Genomic DNA, 16,515 nt, shown 5'->3' with positions numbered 1-16,515 from the left:
GTCTCGCATCGTGGTCCCACATGATGGACACGGGCTGTCGCCCCAGGTGGCGCAGTTCCTAGAGTGGGGACGACCACCGCCCCCGCCGGCGCCCGGACGCCGCACAGATGGAGGAACCATGCCCGCACCCACCGACCCGACGCCGCGCCTCGCCGAGTACGCGCACCCCGAGCGCCTCGTCACGACCTCGTGGCTCGCGGAGAACCTCGACACCCCGGGCCTCGTGGTCGTGGAGTCCGACGAGGACGTGCTGCTGTACGAGACGGGCCACATCCCCGGCGCGGTGAAGATCGACTGGCACACCGACCTGCTGCAGCCGGTCGAGCGCGACTACCTCGACGGCGCCGGCTTCGCCGACCTGCTGGCCGGCCGCGGCATCTCGCGCGACACGACCATCGTGCTGTACGGCGACAAGAACAATTGGTGGGCCGCGTACACGGCGTGGGTCTTCACCCTGTTCGGGCACGAGGACGTCCGCCTGCTCGACGGCGGCCGCAACCTCTGGGTCGCCGAGGGCCGCGACCTCACCACCGACGTCCCCTCCCCCGCGCCCGGCACGTACCCCGTCGTCGAGCGCGACGACACCACGTTCCGCGCCTTCAAGGAGGACGTGCTCGCCCACCTCGGCAACGGCCCGCTGGTCGACATCCGCTCCCCGCAGGAGTTCTCCGGCGAGCGCCTGCACATCCCGGACTACCCGGAGGAGGGCGTGCTGCGCGGCGGCCACATCCCGTCCGCGCGCAACGTCCCCTGGGCCACCGCGGTCGCCGAGGACGGCACCTACAAGCCGCGCGCCGAGCTCGAGGCCATCTACCAGGAGGGCGGCCTCGGCCTCACCGGGGGCGACTCCGTCATCACGTACTGCCGCATCGGCGAGCGCTCCAGCCACACCTGGTTCGCGCTGCGCTACCTGCTCGGCATCGACGACGTGCGCAACTACGACGGGTCGTGGACCGAGTGGGGCAACGCCGTGCGCGTGCCGATCGTCGCGGGCTCCGAGCCCGGCGAGGTCCCCGCGGGCCTCAAGGAGCGCCAGGCCGCCTGACCGCACCCCCTCGTCGAGCCTGCCGGGACGCGCTCCCGGCAGGCTCGACCGCCGTCGACCCCTGCGAGACTGGAGCCATGACCGACGCCGCCACCCTGCCCGAGACGCTGTCCGAGATCCGGGAGGACTTCCTCGCCCTGCCCGAGCGCGATCGGCTGCAGCTCCTGCTGGAGTTCTCGCGCGAGCTGCCCGGCCTGCCCGCCCGCTACGAGAGCGCGCCGGGCCTGCTGGAGCGCGTCGAGGAGTGCCAGTCCCCCGTGCGCGCGTTCGCGGAGGTCGACGGCGACGTCGTGCACTTCTACGCCACCGCGCCCGAGGAGGCGCCGACCACCCGCGGGTTCGCGTCGATCCTGGCCCAGGGCCTGTCCGGGCTCACCCCGCAGCAGGTGCTGGACGTGCCGGACGACTTCCCGCTCATGATCGGCCTCACCCGCGCCGTGAGCCCGCTGCGCCTCAACGGCATGGCCGGCATGCTCACCCGTGCCAAGCGGCAGGTGCGCGAGCAGCTCGCCGCCTGATCCTCGCGGTCGGCCGTCCGACGCCGGACGGCCGACCGACGCCGGACGGCCGACCGCACCGCGTCAGAAGTCGAACAGGTCCTCGAGCCAGGACTCCTTCTTCTTGCGCTTGCGGTAGCGCGGGTCGTACCCGCGGTCGTCGTGCCGCTTCTCGTCGTAGCGACGGTCGTCCCGACGGTCGTCGTACCGGCGGTCGTCGTAGGCGCGGGGGTCCGGGGCACGGTCGTCGTACCGGGGCGGGTAGGCGGGCGCGGCCGGGCCGCCGTACGCCGGCTCGGCCGCGGCGACGGGGCTGCCGGCCTCGGCGGCGATCTCGGCCTCCATCGAGCGGTCGATGATCTTGTCGAGCTCGCCCCGGTCGAGCCACACTCCGCGGCATGTCGGGCAGTAGTCGATCTCGACGCCCTTGCGCTCGGTCATCACGAGGACGGACTGGTCGTGGGGACACTGCATGGCGTGCTGCTCCTTCGTCGGGTGGTGGGGACAACGGCCCGGACCGGCGCAGGGTTCCCCCGATGTGCGAGAGTGTGCGCATGACGGTGCTCGTGGCCTACAACCCCTCGCCGCACGGTGAGGCGGCCGTCCGGACGGCGATCGCGGAGGCGGCCCGCAGGGGCCTCGCCCTGCACGTCGTGCACCTGGCCCGGTCGGACGACCCGGTCGACGGCGACCCGCTCGAGAGCCTCCTCGCCGAGGCGCCGCAGGGCGTGGACGTCCAGCCCGTCACCCGCCGGTCCGCCGGCACCGAGCCCGCCGACGCGATCCTCGACGCCGCCGACCAGGCCGGCGCGACGCTCGTCGTCCTCGGCTCGCGCAAGCGCTCCAGCGCCGGCACGTTCCTCATCGGCACGACGACGCAGCGGGTGCTGCTCGACGCCTCCGTGCCCGTGCTCGTCGTCAAGGACGCCTACGACGCCTGACCGGGCCGTCAGCGCCCCACGGGCAGGGCACGCGGCTCCCGCTCGGGAGCGATGACGTCGCCGCCGGGAACGACCAGCGGCCGTAGGTCGCCGCGCGCGGCGTCCACGCGCTCCACGGGGAGCCGCTCCACGCCGCCGGCCTCCGCCATCCACCAGCCCAGGTTGGGCGCGAGGGCGGCGTAGCCGTCGCGCAGCACGTGCCGCAGCACCGTGTCCGCGAGCCGCACGCCGTCGCGCCACGCCGACGCGACGCCGCCGGCCGGACCGGCGATCTCCGGCACCGACGTCACTGTCGCGGGCAGCGCCAGGACCCGCAGGCCGCGGCGGAACACGACGCGCCCGTCGACCGTCCCGTAGCGGGGCCAGGTGCGCTTGGCCACGTTGACGACCCGGAACGGCCACGGCGGGGACTGCGCCAGGATCAGCTCGGCGCGCGGCGTCAGCTGGCGCGCGAGGCGGCGCTCGTCGAACTGCACGCCCGCGGCCCGCATCTCCTCCGCCATCCACTGCAGCGCCATGTCGGACAGGCCGCAGCGCGCTCCCCCGCCGCCGACGTCGCCGTGCGTGCCGGGGAACCACACCTGCTGCACGCGCTCGGGCGGGTCCCCGTCGGGAACGGTCCACAGGCAGGGGGCGAACGTCAGGCGCCGCTCGTCGATCGCCAACGCCTGCCGAGCGGTGACGACGGCGGGCGACAGCGACACGTCGTGGAAGCGGTTCTTGCGCCGCGACGGCCCGGGCACCCCGAGCGCGCCGACCGTGTCGAAGACGCCGAGGAACCGCACCGGCACCTCGATGCCGTGGGCGGCGCGGAACCGCTTCTTCTCGGCCGCGACCTCGGCGCCACGGCTCAGCACAGCCTGCGCCCTGCGGTGCCGCCACGAGCCGGGCCTCGTGCCCGCCGCCGTGCGCTCCGCCCGCGCGACGCGGCGGGGCGACGGCGGCTTGAGCCGGTAGACCCGCTCGGCCTCGTGGAGCAGCCCGTCGTCGGTCGCCTCCGGGGTGAGCAGCCCCACCTGGGACAGCATCCCGACGACGCTGCGCGCCGTGTAGGCCCCGCGCGAGTACCCGAGCACCACGATCTCGTCGCCCTGCTCGTAGTTCATGGCCAGGAAGCGGTACCCGTCCACGACGTTGCGCGTGAACCCGTACCCGAACGCCCCGCCCAGGAGCTGGTCCGCCAGGTAGCCGCGGGCGCCGACGCCCGCCACGTACCCGACGACCTGCTCGACGTCCGGCTGCCGGCTCCCTCCGGAGCGCAGCACGGACCGCGCGAGCTTCTCGATGTTGGAGACCTGCGGGTTCACCGCGTGGCTCCACGTCCCGTCGCAGCACAGCACCAGTCGCTTCATCGTCGTCCTCCCCACGTATCTCGGAGGGCCGCGGGACCGCGGTGATACGGCGAGCGCGCGCGGCGGGACGCCGGGGTCAGACGACGACGCGGATGACGGCACTGTGGTCGAGCTCCGCGTCGCCGCGGTCGACCATCCGCTGGTAACGGTCGCGCGCCACCTGCGTCAGGGCGGTGTCCACCCCCAGGGCCTCGCCGGCAGCGATGCCGAACTCGAGGTCCTTGAGCTGCGTGCGGCAGGCGCCGCCGTGCTCGTAGTCGCCCGTGAGGTATCGGCGGCTCTTGTCGGCGAGGAGCCGCGAGCCGGCCAGGCCGCCGCCCAGCACCTCGAGGACGGTCGCGAGGTCGAGCCCGCCCGCGCGCGCGATCGCGACCGCCTCGGCGAGCGCGTTGAGCGTGCCGCCCACGATGATCTGGTTGCACGTCTTGGTGAGGGAGCCGGCGCCCACGGGGCCCAGGTGGCGCACCGTGGTCCCCATCGCGTCGAGCAGCGGCCGGACGGCGGCCACGTCGGCGTCCGCCCCGCCCGCCATGATGCTCAGGCTGCCGGCGACGGCGCCCTCGACGCCGCCGCTCACGGGCGCGTCGACCAGCCGGACCCCGTCCGCCGCGAGCTCCTGCGCCCACGCGGTGACCGCCACCGGGCTCACCGTGCTCATGACCACCAGCACCGGGTCGACGACCCCGGCCGCCGCCCACCCCGCGCGCAGCCCGTCCGCCCGCTCGACGACGTCGCGCACCTGCGGCAGGTCCGGCAGCATCACGACCACCACGGGCCGCGCGGCGTCCGCCGGTGTCGCCGCGACCGTCGCGAGCGGCTGGTCCCGGGCGGCCGCCTCCGCCTTCGCGGCGGTGCGGTTCCACAGCGCGACGTCGAACCCCGCCGCCAGCAGGTTCCGCGCCATCGGCGCCCCCATCGGACCCGTGCCGACGAACCCGATCGACGTGCTCAGCATCGTTGCCCCCTCTGCCACGGTCACCGGTGGTCGCGACGACCCGGCAGGCCCAGGGTAGGGCGAACCGGGGTGACCGAGCGGCGCGGTCCGGCCCCATATCGGCTGGATCGGGGTCACTAGGGTGCGACCATGCACCCCCACGACCACCCGCTCGCCGGCCGCACCGCGCTCGTCACCGGGGTGTCCCGGCGCAAGGGCATCGGCTATGCCGTCGCCCGGGAGCTCGCCGGCCTCGGGGCGAGCGTCTTCTTCCACCATTTCGCCCCGCACGACGCGAACCGGCCCTGGGGCGGCGACGACCTCGACGAGGTCCGCGCGGGCGTGCGCGGCGCGCTCCTCGGCACGGCCGTGAGCGGCGACGCCGGCGCGGACCTCCGTGACCCGGAGCAGATCGACGCCCTCGTCGACGCCGCCCGGGACCTGACGGGCACGCTCGACGTCCTCGTGTGCAACCACGCGCGCAGCGGCGGCGACGGGTCGATCCTCGACATGTCCGCGGACACCCTCGACGCGTTCTGGGAGACGAACACCCGCTCCACCCTGCTCCTCACCCGGCGTTTCGCGGCCCAGCACCGGGCGGGCGCGCCTGCGACCCGCCCGGGGGAACGGGTGGCCCGGACCGCGCCGGCGGATCCCACCGCCGCGCCCAAGGTCATCTGGATGACCTCGGGCCAGCAGCAGGGCGCGATGCGCGGCGAGGTGGCCTACGCCACCTCCAAGGCTGCGCTCGCGGGCGTCACCGCCACCGTCGCCGCCGAGCTGCTGGACCTGGGCATCGTCCTGAACACGGTCAACCCCGGCCCGGTCAACACCGGATACCTGGACCCGGGGTCCACGGACCGCCCCCTCGACGAGCTCGAGGCGCTCCGGGCCGCCACGCCGTTCGGCCGCTGGGGCGAGCCGACCGATCCCGCGGCACTCATCGGCTGGCTCGTCTCCGCTCCCGGCTCCTGGGTCGTGGGGCAGGTCCTGACGTCGGACGGCGGTTTCGGCCTGCAGTGACGCGTCTCGCCTTGCGGCTCGGTCAGCGCAGCCGGCGCAGGAACTCGCGCGTGCGCTCCTGCTGCGGGTCGCCGAGCACCTGGGCGGGCGTGCCCTGCTCGTGGACCCGCCCCTCGTGCAGGAAGACGACCTGGTCGGCGACCTCGCGCGCGAAGCCCATCTCGTGGGTGGCCACGAGCATCGTCGTGGGACGACCGGCGACGCCCTCGGTGCGCAGGGACAGCAGCAGGTCGAGCACCTCGCCCACCAGCTCGGGGTCGAGGGCGGAGGTCACCTCGTCGAGCAGCAGGAGCTCCGGCCCGCTGACGAGGGCGCGCGCGATGGCCGCGCGCTGCTGCTGGCCGCCGGACAGCTGGTCCGGGTAGGCGTGCGCCTTGTCGGACAGACCGACGCGCTCGAGCATCTCCAGCGCGGCCGCCTCGGCCGCGCGGCGCGGCACGCGGTGCACGACGCGCGGCGCCAGGGTCACGTTCTCCAGCACGCGCAGGTGCGGGAACAGGTTGTACTGCTGGAACACCATCCCCAGCCGGGCACGCACGGAGTCCGCCGCCACCCACGGGTCGGCGACGTCGAGGCCGTCGAGCAGCACCTGCCCGTCGTCGACCTCCTCCAGCAGGTCGACCACCCGCAGCAACGTGGACTTGCCGGACCCCGACGAGCCCACGACGACGACGCACGACCCCGCGGCGACGTCCAGGTCGACGCCGTCGAGGACCACCTTGCGCGCGTCCCCCGTGCCGAAGGACTTGCGGACGCCGCGCAGCGACAGCAGCAGCGCGCCCGGCACGGCGCCGGCGCTCATCGCACCACCCCCGCGCCGGCGACCCCGCGCAGCTCGCCGCGCCAGCCCTGGCGCGCCGACCAGGCGTCGACGAGGCGCGTGAGCGGGATCGAGATCGCGAGGAACAGCAGGCCCGCGACGACGTAGGGCGTGAAGTTGTAGTCCCCGGTGGTCGCGATCTGCGCGGCGCGGATCGCGTCCACCGCCCCGAGGATCGAGATGAGCCCGGAGTCCTTCTGCAGCGACACCAGCATGCTCGCCACGGGCGCCGTGACGTTGCGGACCGCCTGCGGCAGCACGACGCGGCGGGCGGCCTGGCCGCGGGACAGCCCGAGCGACCGGGCGGCGGCGACCTGGGACGGGTGCACCGACTCGATGCCCGCGCGGAAGATCTCCGCGAGGTACGCGGTGTAGCAGACCACGATCGACAGCCCGCCGAGGAAGGCGGCGCTCACCGGCAGCCACGGCAGCCGCAGCGCGGGCAGCCCGAAGCCGACCAGCAGCAGCACGAGCAGCAGCGGCACCCCGCGGAACACGTCCACGTACCCGACGGCGAGGATGCGCAGCGGGAACAGCGCAGGCAGGCGCGACGTCCGCACGACCGCCAGCAGCATCCCGACGACGAGCGCCACGACGCTCGCCACGACCCACACCCGCAGGTTGAGCCACAGCCCCGCCGCGACCTCGGGCAGCACCTCCCAGGCCCGCTCGGGCGAGAAGAACGCCTCGCGCGCCCGCTCCCAGCCGGGCGCCGTCGTCACGACCCACACGACCGCGGCCAGGACGATCGCGGTGGCCACCCCGGCCACGAGCAGCGCCCGGTGGTGCTGGGCGCGCCGGTAGGCCGCGCGGGCGCGCGCCCGCTCCGACGGCCGCCAGCCGTCGGTCGTCGCGGTCGTGGGGTCGCTCACGCGGGGGTCAGGAGAGCTCGGGGACGTCGTCCGACTTGAGCCACGTGGTCCGCAGCTCGTCGAGGGTGCCGTTCTCCTCGAGCGTGTCGACGGCGGCCGAGATGCACGCGGTGAGCGACGACCCCTTGTCGAGCACCAGCCCGAGCTGCTCCGGCTCACCGACGGGCGGGAGCGTGCCGACGACGTGCGTGTCCGGGAAGTAGACCGTCGAGGCGGCGACGCCCTGGTCGACGTCCATCACCATGGCGTCGATGGTGCCGGAGCTCAGCGCGGTCATCCCATCTCCCGCGGCGTTGAACGGCGTGACCTCGACGTCGTCGCCCCACGCCGCGTCGGCGGCCGCGAGCGACGTCTGGGAGGCCGTGACGCCCACCTTGGCGCCCTTGAGGTCCGCGAGGCTCGCGGCGTCCGCGAACTCGCCCTCGTCCGCCACGATGACGCCCTGGCGGCTGGTGAGGTACGGGCTGGAGAAGTCGACGGCGCCCTTGCGCTCGTCCGTGATCGTGGTCTGGTAGGCCGCGACGTCGAACGTCTTCACGGCCGGGCTGATGATCTGCTCGAAGGTGACGGAGGTCCACTCGACGTCGTCCTTCGCGAAGCCCAGCTCGTCGGCGACGGCGTACACGAGGGCGGACTCGAAGCCCTTCCCGCTGCTCGGCTCGCCCACGTACCAGGGCTCGAAGGGGTCGCTCGCGCCGACGGTCAGGGTGCCGCCGGTGAGCGTCTTCATGCCCTCGGGCGTGCAGTCGGTCGCGCTGCCGGAGGCCGTCGAGGCGACGTCGTCGCCGCCGTCGGACGACGAGCACCCCGCGATCGCGAGCGAGGCGGCCGAGGCGAGGGCGACCGCGAGAAGCGGGCGGGAGGTGCGCACGGGTGGGGCCTTTCCGAAGGAGGAGGGACGCGGCGGGTCGCGCCGTCGACGACCCTATGCCGCCGGCGGGTCCTGGCGGCATGGCGGTCGTCACAGGACAACCCGCGCCCGGTTGTCGATCTTCCCGGGTTGTCGATCCGCCGCGCCCTCGCGCGTCATCCAGGTGGACGATCCACCACGAGGAAGGACGATGGGACCATGACCACCTACGTCGTGCTGCTGCCGGGAGTCGAGGACGTCTTCGAGCAGGCCAGCGCCGAGGAACGGGCCGCGATCTACGCGCGGCACGAGGAGTTCGCCCGGACGCTCGCCGAGCGCGGGCACACCGTGGCCGGAGGCGCCGAGCTGACGCACTCCCGCACCACCAAGCAGGTCCGCCGCGGCGGCGGGGGCCGGGTCGTCGTCACCGACGGCCCGTACGCCGAGACGGCGGAGCAGCTCACCGGGTTCTACCTGGTCGAGTCCGACGACCTCGACGACCTGCTCCAGGTGTGCGCCCTCCTCGCCGGCGACCCCGGCGACGCCACCGCCGACGGCGTCGTGGAGGTGCGCGCCGCCGTCGACCACGGGGGGCCGGACGCGTGAGGCGCGCGGTCGGGTCGCTCGTCGACCCCACGTGACGGCGCCGGAGCCCTCCGCGCGGCTGGCCGACCTGATGCGCGACGAGTGGGGCCGTCTGCTGGCCCTGCTCGTCGCGCGGTTCCGCCGGCTGGACCTCGCGGAGGACGGCCTCGCGGAGGCGTTCGAGGCGGCCGCCCGCACCTGGCCGCGCGACGGCGCGCCCGCGAACGGCGCCGCCTGGCTGCTCACCGCGGCCCGACGCCGCGTGCTCGACCGGCTCCGCTCCGAGCAGGTGCTGGCCCGGGCGATGCCGCTGCTGGAGGTGGAGGCGGACCTCGCCGCGCGGGCCCGCCGTGTGATGGCGGACGCCGGCGAGCCGCTCACCGACGAGCGGCTGCGCCTGGTGCTGCTGTGCGCGCACCCCCGGCTGTCGCGGGAGGCGGCGTCCGCGCTGAGCCTGCGCCTCGTCCTCGGCGTGCCGACCGCCGACGTCGCCCGCCTGTTCCTGCAGTCGACGCCGACGATGGCCGCCCGGCTCACCCGGGCCCGCAAGAAGCTCGCCGGGGAGCGGTTCGCCCTGCCGCCGGGCGCGGAGCTCGCGGACCGGCTCGCCGTCGCGGCGGACGTCGCCTACCTCGCCTTCACGGCCGGGTACGCCCCGGCCACCGGGGACGCGGTCGTGCGCGCCGAGCTCGCGGGCGAGGCGGTCCGGCTGGTCCGGGTCCTGCGCGACGTCCGGCCCCCGGACGGCGACCTGGACCGCGCGACGGAGCTCGACGCGCTGCTCGCCCTGGTGCTCCTGCAGCACTCACGCCGCGACGCCCGGGTCCGGGACGGCGCGCCCGTCCTCCTGCCCGACCAGGACCGCACCGCGTGGCACCAGGACGAGATCGGCGAGGCCCTGGACCTCCTGGCGCCGCTCGCCTCCGCGCCTCCGGCCCCGTACCTGCTGCAGGCACTGGTCGCCGCGGAGCACGCCATCGCCCCCACGGCCGCCGCCACCGCCTGGGACCGCGTCCTCGCCCGCTACGACGAGCTGCTCGCGCTCACGGACACCCCCGTGGTGCGGCTCAACCGCGCCGTCGCCGTCGCGGAGGTCGCCGGGCCGCGGGCGGGCCTCGACGCCCTCTCCGGCGTGGCCCTGCGCGGGCACCGGCTCCCGTCGCTGCGCGCGGAGCTGCTGCGGCGCGCCGGGGACCTCGACGGCGCGCGCCACGCCTACGACGCGGCCGTCGCCCTCTGCGACAACGCCGCGGAGCGCGACCACCTGCGCCGCCGGCGGGCCGAGCTCGCCTGACGGGCACCGGTCAGGGGTGCACGTGCGCCCGGTGGCCCGTCTGCGCCGAGATGTCCTGCTCCGCCTGCTCGAGCAGCACGTCCGCGAGCCGGCGCAGCGCGCGAGCGGCCGCCACCTCGTCCCCGATCACCGGGATCTCCGTGTCGCCCGGGTCCTTGCGCGCGTGCCCGACGGCGCGCAGCGAGCCCACGTCCGGACCCGGGGTCAGCATCGCCTCCGCCGTCGTGCTGCCCGCCGCCTCCACGAGGGTCACCCGCACGTCCCAGGTGAGCGCCCGCGCCGGCTCCCGCCGCGAAGGCCGCGCCGGCTCGGGCCCCCCGCCGTCGTGCTGCACCAGCGTGTCGGCCCCGGGGAAGACCAGCGTCTCCTCCCCCGTGTCCGACCAGCGCACCTGGAACGGCGGGGAGCCGTCCCCGTGGGGGCACGCGATCACGATCCCGTCGCGGACCGCACCGCCGACCACCCCCGACGCCACCACGATCCGGTCGCCCACCGTCGCCCTCATCGCCGCCTCCTCGCGCCGTCGTCCGCCCGCCGCCCGAGCCCGGTCCTCCCATCATGCGCTGACGCGCGGGGCCAGGCAGCGCGGCGGCCGGCACCGGGTCAGTGGGAGCGCAGCGCGGCGATCAGCTCGCCCTTCCGCATCGACGACCGGCCCTCGACGCCGATCTCGGCGGCGCGCCTGCGCAGGTCGGCCACCGTCCAGTCGTCGTAGGAGCCGGACCGGCCGCCCTTGGCGCCGACCTTCCCTCGGCCCCGCGCCGCGGCGGCGTTCGCGATCCGCGCGGACTTCTCCTTGCTGTTGCCCTCGTCGCGGAGCTCCTCGTACAGCTCCTTGTCCTTGACGCTGGGTCCTGCGTCCCGTCGAGGCATGGTCAGCTCCCTCCGTCCTGCCGCGGCCGCCCGCGCGTCGGCTCCACGCGGAGGTCGCCCTCGTGCGAGGTCCGAGCTCCTTCCGACCCTAGGTCGGGCACCCGGTCCTCGCCCGGTCGCGCGAGGCGCGCGCCGGCCAGCACCACGCCGGCCAGCACCATGACGCCTGCGGCCAGCGCGAAGAACGCCCCGACGCCCCAGGACCCGGCCACGACGCCTACGGCGCCGTAGGTGAGCGGGCTCAGCCCGAGCGTCGCCAGCGAGAGCAGGGCGGTGACGCGCCCCAGCAGGGCGGGGGGCGTGGACTGCTGGATCCGCCCGTGGCAGATCACCATCACGGTGCCCGTGGTCACCCCGAGGAGGGCGCCCGCGACGATCGCGTGCGCCGTGTCCGGGGTGCTCCCGAGCAGCAGCAGGAGCGGGGCGGTCGCCCCGAGCGCGACGAGCGTCGTGAGGCGCCCCGGCGCGGCGACCGGGAGCGTCGCCAGCAGCACGCTCACCACGATCCCCCCGACGCTGAAGGCGGCGAGCACGGCGCCGGCGGCGGCGACGGGCCAGCCCCGTTCCTGGGCCAGCAGGACGACGCCGATCGCGACCGGCCCGGAGAACGGCAGCTCCGACAGGGCCGTGCCCACCACGAGCGGGACCAGCCCCTGCCGTCGCAGCTGCGACAGCCGCAGGGGCGGCTCCGGCGGGGCGTCCGCCGCGACCCGCGCCGTGCGGTCGCGGCTGCGCACGGTGAGCAGCAGGACGACCGACAGGGCGAACAGCACCGCGACCGAGGCGAGCGCCGCGGGGATGCCGAGCACCACGAGCCCCGCGCCGAGCGCCGGACCGACCGCGTTGCCGGCGCGCAGCCCGGTCAGCCGCCACGCCTGCAGCCGCGGGAGCGCCTCGGGGGGCACGAGCCGCACCGGCATCGCACCGACCGCCGGGATGAAGCACGCGTCGACCACGCCGAACGCGACGGCGAGCACCGCGAGCCACCAGGGCACCAGCCCGAACCAGGACGCCGCGCCGGTGGCCAGCAGGAGCAGCAGGGTCCGGGCGCCGTCCGTGGCGATCGCGATGCGGCGCGGATCGACCCGGTCCGCGAGCACGCCCCCGAGCAGCATCAGCAGCGCGCGCGGCACGGCACCGAGCGCCAGGACGACGCCCGAGGTGCGCGGCCCGCCGGCCTCGGCGGCAGCCCAGGTGAGGACCAGGAAGTAGCTGACGTCGCCCACGACCGCCGCGGTGTACGCCACCACCCAGCGCGCCGCGCTCCCCCGCCAGCCCGCGTCGCCGCTCATGGTCGCCGGTACAGCTGCACCTGGACGATCGTCGGCGCGACCTGCGCCGCGCCCTCGTCGGCCTCACCGGGGGCCACCGACCTGGCGCGGTAGCGCGCCAGGAGGGCGAGCAGCTCCGACCGCAGCTCGTCGGCGGTCGCCTCGTCGATGCGCAGGCGGTCGTCCACGAACGCCGCACGCTCGAGCCACTCGGCCGACGCCGCCGGGACGGTGGCCGCGAGGTCGCGGAGGTCGTCGGCCAGCGCGACGAGCGACGACCCGACGTACTCGCGCGACAGGTCGTCCTCGTGCGCCGCGGGGTCGAACTGCACCGAGTCCGCGACGGCGCGCCACCACCGCTCGCGCCGCGTGCCGCGGCCCGGCTCCTCCACGATCAGGCCGCCCTCGGCCAGGCGGCGCAGGTGGTAGCTCGCGGCGCCCGAGTCCAGCCCGAGCTCGCGCCCGAGCGCACGGGCGGTGCTCGGTCCGTCGGTCCGGAGCCGCCGCAGGAAGGCGAGGCGCATCGGATGGGCCAGCACGCGGAGCTGGGCGGTGCCGACCTCGGCCGGCTGCCCGGGGACCTCGTCGTCGTGATCCATACGGGCACCGTAGGGATGCGAAGAGTTCTTCGCAATAGATGCGAACAACTCTTCGCACCGCGACCTGGGCCGCCTGCCCCGATCAGCCGCCCGGACCGTCGCCGCCCGGACATGACGAAGGCCCCGACCGGAATCCGGTCGGGGCCTTCTGGATGTCGACGACATCCCGTGGTAGCGGGGGCAGGATTTGAACCTGCGACCTCTGGGTTATGAGCCCAGCGAGCTACCGAGCTGCTCCACCCCGCGTCGACTCCCTGAACATTACGGCGTCATCGGGCCCGAATCAAATCGCATCGGGCGAATGGGACGGAGGTCACACCGACGACGCCCTCCGACCAGCGACGACACCCGTCCCGGCGACGGCGGGGCCGCCGGTCCCGACGGACCGACGACCCCGCGTCGCGTGCCTCGACCAACCGGTCAGCCGGCCGACTCGATCTCCTTCTCCGCCGACACGGCGTCCTCGATCGCCTTCTGCAGGCGGTCCTGCGCCTTGCCGTAGGCGGTGAAGTCGCCGTCCTTCAGCGCCTTGTCGCTGTCGGACAGCGCGTCGTTCGCCTCCTGGAGGGCGGAGTTGAGCCGCGTCTGCGCGTCGCCCGACGGCGTGGTCGTCGGGGTCGGCTCGGTGGACGGCGTGGTCGAGGGCTCCGTGGAGGGCTGGGTCGAACCGTCGCCCTCGCCCTCGACCGGCGCCGTCGGCACCTCGTTCTGCGCCTCGCCCGACGCGTCGCCGGCGTTCGCGCCGGAGTCGCCGCCGAACACCTGGTCGAGCGCCTCGTCCAGCGTCTCCGCGTATCCGGTCTGGTCACCGAACGCCACCAGCACCCGGCGCAGCAGCGGGAACTGCGTGCCGCCGGCCGACTGGATGTACACGGGCTGCACGTAGAGCAGGCCGCCACCCACCGGCAGGGTGAGCTGGTTGCCTCGCACGACGTTCGACGAGCCGCGCTCCAGGATGTTGAGCTGCTCCGAGATCGTCGGGTTCGAGTCGAAGTTGTTCTGCACCTGGCCGGGGCCGGGCACGGTCGAGTCGCGGGGCAGCTCCAGCAGCCTCAGCTCGCCGTAGCCGTCCGCCACCTTGCCCGCCGTCGAGCCGGCGTCGCCGTCGGCCGCCAGGTACCCGGTGAGGATCTCGCGGTCGGTGTTGCCGCCGGGGATGAAGGTGCTCGTCAACGAGAACGCCGACTCCTCCTGCCCGGGCATCTGCAGCGACATGTAGTACGGCGGCTGCTTGGCCGCGGGCGCGTTCTTGTTCGCGACCGGGTCCTCCGGGTTCGCCCAGAAGTCCTGGCCGGAGAAGAACTGGCCGGCGTCGTTCACGTGGTACTGGGTGAGGAGCGTCCGCTGCACCTTGAACATGTCCTCGGGGTAGCGGATGTGGCTCATCAGGTCGCCCGAGATCTCCGACATCGGCTTCACCGAGGTCGGGAAGACGCCCGACCAGGCCTTGAGGACCGGGTCGTCGGTGTCCCAGGCGTAGAGGGTCACCGAGCCGTCGTAGGCGTCGACCGTGGCCTTCACCGAGTTGCGGATGTAGTTGACCTCCTGCGGCATCTCCACCGGGACGCCCTGGGCCGCGAGGGTCAGGGAGTCCGCGGTCGCCTCCTGCATCGGCCTGCTGGTCGAGTACGGGTAGGCGTCCGACGTCGTGTACGCGTCGACGATCCACTTGACGCGCCCGTCGACGACGGCCGGGTACATGCCCTGGTCGAGCGTCAGCCAGGGGGCGACCTTCTGGATCCGCGTCATCGGGTCACGGTCGTAGAGGATCTGCGAGTCGTTCGTCACGCGGTCGGAGAACAGGATCTCCTGCGACCCGAACTTCAGCGCGTACAGCAGCTTGCTGCCGAAGGAGCCGATCGACGGGCCCGCGGCCACGTCCTGCGTGGGGAACGTGGTGTTGACCTGCTGGCCGCCCTGCTCGTCGTCCGCCTGGTAGTCGAGCTCCCACGGCTTGGTGTCCTCCGGCGCGCCCACGACCGAGTACTCCGTGGTGGACGGGCTGAAGTAGATGCGGGGCTCGTAGCCCTTGTCGGTGAGCGCCCCCTGCGTGGGGATGCCGCCCTCGTAGAAGGCGGGCTGCCCGTCCGGCCCGGGCTGGTTGCCGTACGCGGCCACGACGCCGTACCCGTGCGTGAACACGGTGTGGTCGTTGACCCAGTTGCGCTGGCCGTCGCCGAGGCCGTCGAGGTTGAGCTCGCGGACGGCGATCACCGTGTCGCGCGACTTGCCGTCGATGTCGTAGCGGTCGACCGCGAGGGTGTCGGCGAAGTTGTAGTACTGCTTGTTCTGCTGCAGCTGCCGGAACGACGGGCTGACGATCTGCGGGTCGAGGAGGCGCACCGACGCCGTGGTCTCGGCGTCCGCGCGCAGGGCGCCCGCCTCCGCCTCGGTCGTCGCGTCGTACGGCTGCGTCTCGATGCTGTCCAGCCCGTACGCCGAGTGCGTCGCGTCGATGTTGCGCTGGATGTAGTCGGCCTCGAGCTCCTGGGCGTTCGGGTTCACCTGGAAGCGCTGCACGACGGCCGGGTAGATGCCGCCGATCGCGATGGCGGACACGACCATGAGGCCGACGCCGATCGCGGGCAGGCGCCACGTGCCCCGCACCGCGGCCACGACGAACAGGAGCGCCACGAGCACCGCGACGCCCGTGAGGATCTCCTTCGACGGGATGACGGCGTGCACGTCCGAGTACGACGCGCCGTTGTACCGGGCGTTCGTCGTGCTCCCGTTGGTGGCCGTCAGCAGCGAGTACCGGTCGAGCCAGTAGTTCGCCGCGATGACGATCATGAGGACCGCGCCGAGCACCGCGAGGTGCACGCGCGACGCGCGCGTGGTGCGCGGCGTCCCCGGCGGCACCGGCCCGAGGCGCAGCCCGCCGTAGAGGTAGTGCGTCACCAGCGCGGCGATGCCCGCGATGATGACGACCGCCATGAGGAAGCTCACGACGAACCGCAGCGCGGGCAGCGTGAACACGAAGAACCCGAGGTCGATGCCGAACTGCGGGTCCTTCTTGTCGAACGACGACGGGTGGAGCGCCAGGAGCACGCTGCGCCACTGCGCGGACGCGGCCACGCCGGCGAAGAACCCGACGACCACCGGCCCGGCGATCGTCACGACGCGCCGCAGCGGCTCGATCGCCTCGCGGTACTGGTCGAGGGTCGCCTGCTCAGGGGTCGACGGCGCGTAGACGGGGCGGACCCGGTACGCCACGGCGAACGACGAGAAGACCGCGCCGCCCATCACGAGGAAGCCCAGGACGAACAAGATGCCGCGGGTGATCCACTCCGTCCAGATCACGTTGCTGAAGCCGAGCGCGTCGAACCACATCACCTCGGTCCAGAACTGCGCGAGCAGCAGCAGCGCGACGACGACCACGGCGATGACGACCAGCGTGATCGCCAGGGGGCTTCGTCGACGCTTGGCGGGCGGGCCGCCAGGACGTCGACGGGGTGGGGCAGCGAAGGACACGGTGCGGGCACCTCACTCGTGCTCGGGACGGACGGACGTCTGATGTGAACGTCCCTGTCATCCCTCAGGTTCCCACGCTTCGTCCCCC

Annotated in this window: 17 protein-coding genes and 1 tRNA gene; 6 read left to right on the top strand and 12 right to left on the bottom strand. The window is 74.3% G+C overall.

The genetic code is table 11. The features are described from left to right. The first annotated feature begins 118 nt into the window (after positions 1-118). Complete coding sequence (locus tag ACFU5J_RS07490) at positions 119-1,045, top strand: sulfurtransferase (protein ID WP_430574806.1); 927 nt, start codon at positions 119-121, stop codon at positions 1,043-1,045. A gap of 77 nt (positions 1,046-1,122) precedes the next feature. Then, positions 1,123-1,563, top strand: coding sequence for a SufE family protein (locus ACFU5J_RS07485; protein WP_430574805.1), 441 nt, complete (start codon positions 1,123-1,125; stop codon positions 1,561-1,563). 63 nt (positions 1,564-1,626) lie between these two features. On the opposite strand, the gene ACFU5J_RS07480 is transcribed toward ACFU5J_RS07485, so the two are convergent. Beyond that, the gene (locus ACFU5J_RS07480; RefSeq protein WP_430578298.1) at positions 1,627-2,016 is read right to left on the bottom strand and encodes a zf-TFIIB domain-containing protein; all 390 of its coding nucleotides are present in this window, start codon (positions 2,014-2,016) and stop codon (positions 1,627-1,629) included. Positions 2,017-2,096: 80 nt separating this feature from the next. On the opposite strand from ACFU5J_RS07480, the gene ACFU5J_RS07475 reads away from it, so the two are divergent. Further along, the gene (locus ACFU5J_RS07475; protein WP_430578297.1) at positions 2,097-2,483 is read left to right on the top strand and encodes a universal stress protein; all 387 of its coding nucleotides are present in this window, start codon (positions 2,097-2,099) and stop codon (positions 2,481-2,483) included. 8 nt (positions 2,484-2,491) lie between these two features. Here the strand turns inward: ACFU5J_RS07475 and ACFU5J_RS07470 are convergent, their stop codons facing one another. Both ACFU5J_RS07470 and ACFU5J_RS07465 read right to left on the bottom strand, forming a co-directional pair. Continuing rightward, entirely contained in the window at positions 2,492-3,835 is a 1,344-nt protein-coding gene (locus ACFU5J_RS07470) for a DUF2235 domain-containing protein (protein ID WP_430578296.1), read from the bottom strand. 76 nt (positions 3,836-3,911) lie between these two features. Further along, positions 3,912-4,790 carry an NAD(P)-dependent oxidoreductase gene (locus tag ACFU5J_RS07465; protein ID WP_430578295.1) on the bottom strand — a complete coding sequence of 293 codons (879 nt, stop codon included), beginning with the start codon at positions 4,788-4,790 and terminating at the stop codon, positions 3,912-3,914. 129 nt (positions 4,791-4,919) lie between these two features. Between ACFU5J_RS07465 and ACFU5J_RS07460 the strand changes: the two genes are divergently transcribed. Continuing rightward, a complete protein-coding gene (locus ACFU5J_RS07460; RefSeq protein ID WP_430578294.1) occupies positions 4,920-5,792 on the top strand; it encodes an SDR family oxidoreductase in 873 nt (290 codons plus the stop codon). Between the two features lie 22 nt (positions 5,793-5,814). Here ACFU5J_RS07460 and ACFU5J_RS07455 read toward each other — a convergent pair whose 3' ends face one another. From ACFU5J_RS07455 to ACFU5J_RS07445, 3 genes are read right to left on the bottom strand one after another with little or no spacing between them, the layout of a single operon-like run. Next, complete coding sequence (locus ACFU5J_RS07455; RefSeq protein WP_430578293.1) at positions 5,815-6,594, bottom strand: amino acid ABC transporter ATP-binding protein; 780 nt, start codon at positions 6,592-6,594, stop codon at positions 5,815-5,817. Next, on the bottom strand, positions 6,591-7,484 hold the full coding sequence (locus tag ACFU5J_RS07450; RefSeq protein WP_430578292.1) for an amino acid ABC transporter permease: 894 nt from the start codon (positions 7,482-7,484) through the stop codon (positions 6,591-6,593). The genes ACFU5J_RS07455 and ACFU5J_RS07450 overlap by 4 nt, the downstream gene beginning before the upstream one ends. Positions 7,485-7,491: 7 nt before the next feature. Continuing rightward, the gene (locus ACFU5J_RS07445) at positions 7,492-8,355 is read right to left on the bottom strand and encodes a transporter substrate-binding domain-containing protein (protein ID WP_430578291.1); all 864 of its coding nucleotides are present in this window, start codon (positions 8,353-8,355) and stop codon (positions 7,492-7,494) included. 198 nt (positions 8,356-8,553) lie between these two features. On the opposite strand from ACFU5J_RS07445, the gene ACFU5J_RS07440 reads away from it, so the two are divergent. Together ACFU5J_RS07440 and ACFU5J_RS07435 are read left to right on the top strand one after the other, a co-directional pair. After that, positions 8,554-8,940, top strand: a complete 387-nt coding sequence (locus ACFU5J_RS07440; RefSeq protein ID WP_430578290.1) for a YciI family protein — start codon at positions 8,554-8,556, stop codon at positions 8,938-8,940. Between the two features lie 31 nt (positions 8,941-8,971). Further along, positions 8,972-10,213, top strand: coding sequence for an RNA polymerase sigma factor (locus ACFU5J_RS07435; RefSeq protein ID WP_430578289.1), 1,242 nt, complete (start codon positions 8,972-8,974; stop codon positions 10,211-10,213). A gap of 10 nt (positions 10,214-10,223) precedes the next feature. On the opposite strand, the gene ACFU5J_RS07430 is transcribed toward ACFU5J_RS07435, so the two are convergent. The 6 genes from ACFU5J_RS07430 to ACFU5J_RS07405 form a co-directional block, all read right to left on the bottom strand. Then, entirely contained in the window at positions 10,224-10,718 is a 495-nt protein-coding gene (locus tag ACFU5J_RS07430) for a dsRBD fold-containing protein (RefSeq protein ID WP_430578288.1), read from the bottom strand. 98 nt (positions 10,719-10,816) lie between these two features. Further along, positions 10,817-11,086: a Rho termination factor N-terminal domain-containing protein gene (locus tag ACFU5J_RS07425; protein WP_430578287.1), complete on the bottom strand. Its 270-nt coding sequence runs from the start codon at positions 11,084-11,086 to the stop codon at positions 10,817-10,819. A 2-nt stretch (positions 11,087-11,088) separates the two neighbouring features. Continuing rightward, positions 11,089-12,378 (bottom strand): MFS transporter, encoded by a 1,290-nt coding sequence (locus ACFU5J_RS07420; RefSeq protein ID WP_430578286.1) that lies wholly within the window; start codon positions 12,376-12,378, stop codon positions 11,089-11,091. Further along, positions 12,375-12,956, bottom strand: coding sequence for a helix-turn-helix domain-containing protein (locus ACFU5J_RS07415; RefSeq protein ID WP_430578285.1), 582 nt, complete (start codon positions 12,954-12,956; stop codon positions 12,375-12,377). Before ACFU5J_RS07415 ends, ACFU5J_RS07420 begins: the two co-directional genes overlap by 4 nt. 169 nt (positions 12,957-13,125) lie before the next feature. Then, positions 13,126-13,202 (bottom strand) — tRNA-Met (locus tag ACFU5J_RS07410). A gap of 174 nt (positions 13,203-13,376) precedes the next feature. Then, on the bottom strand, positions 13,377-16,427 hold the full coding sequence (locus ACFU5J_RS07405) for a UPF0182 family protein (RefSeq protein WP_430574788.1): 3,051 nt from the start codon (positions 16,425-16,427) through the stop codon (positions 13,377-13,379). Positions 16,428-16,515: the final 88 nt, after the last annotated feature.

This window comes from Isoptericola sp. NPDC057559, assembly GCF_042801555.1.
Lineage (GTDB): Bacteria > Actinomycetota > Actinomycetes > Actinomycetales > Cellulomonadaceae > Isoptericola.
Note: the sequence above shows the minus strand (reverse complement) of the source record. Positions and strands in the feature narration are given on the sequence as shown.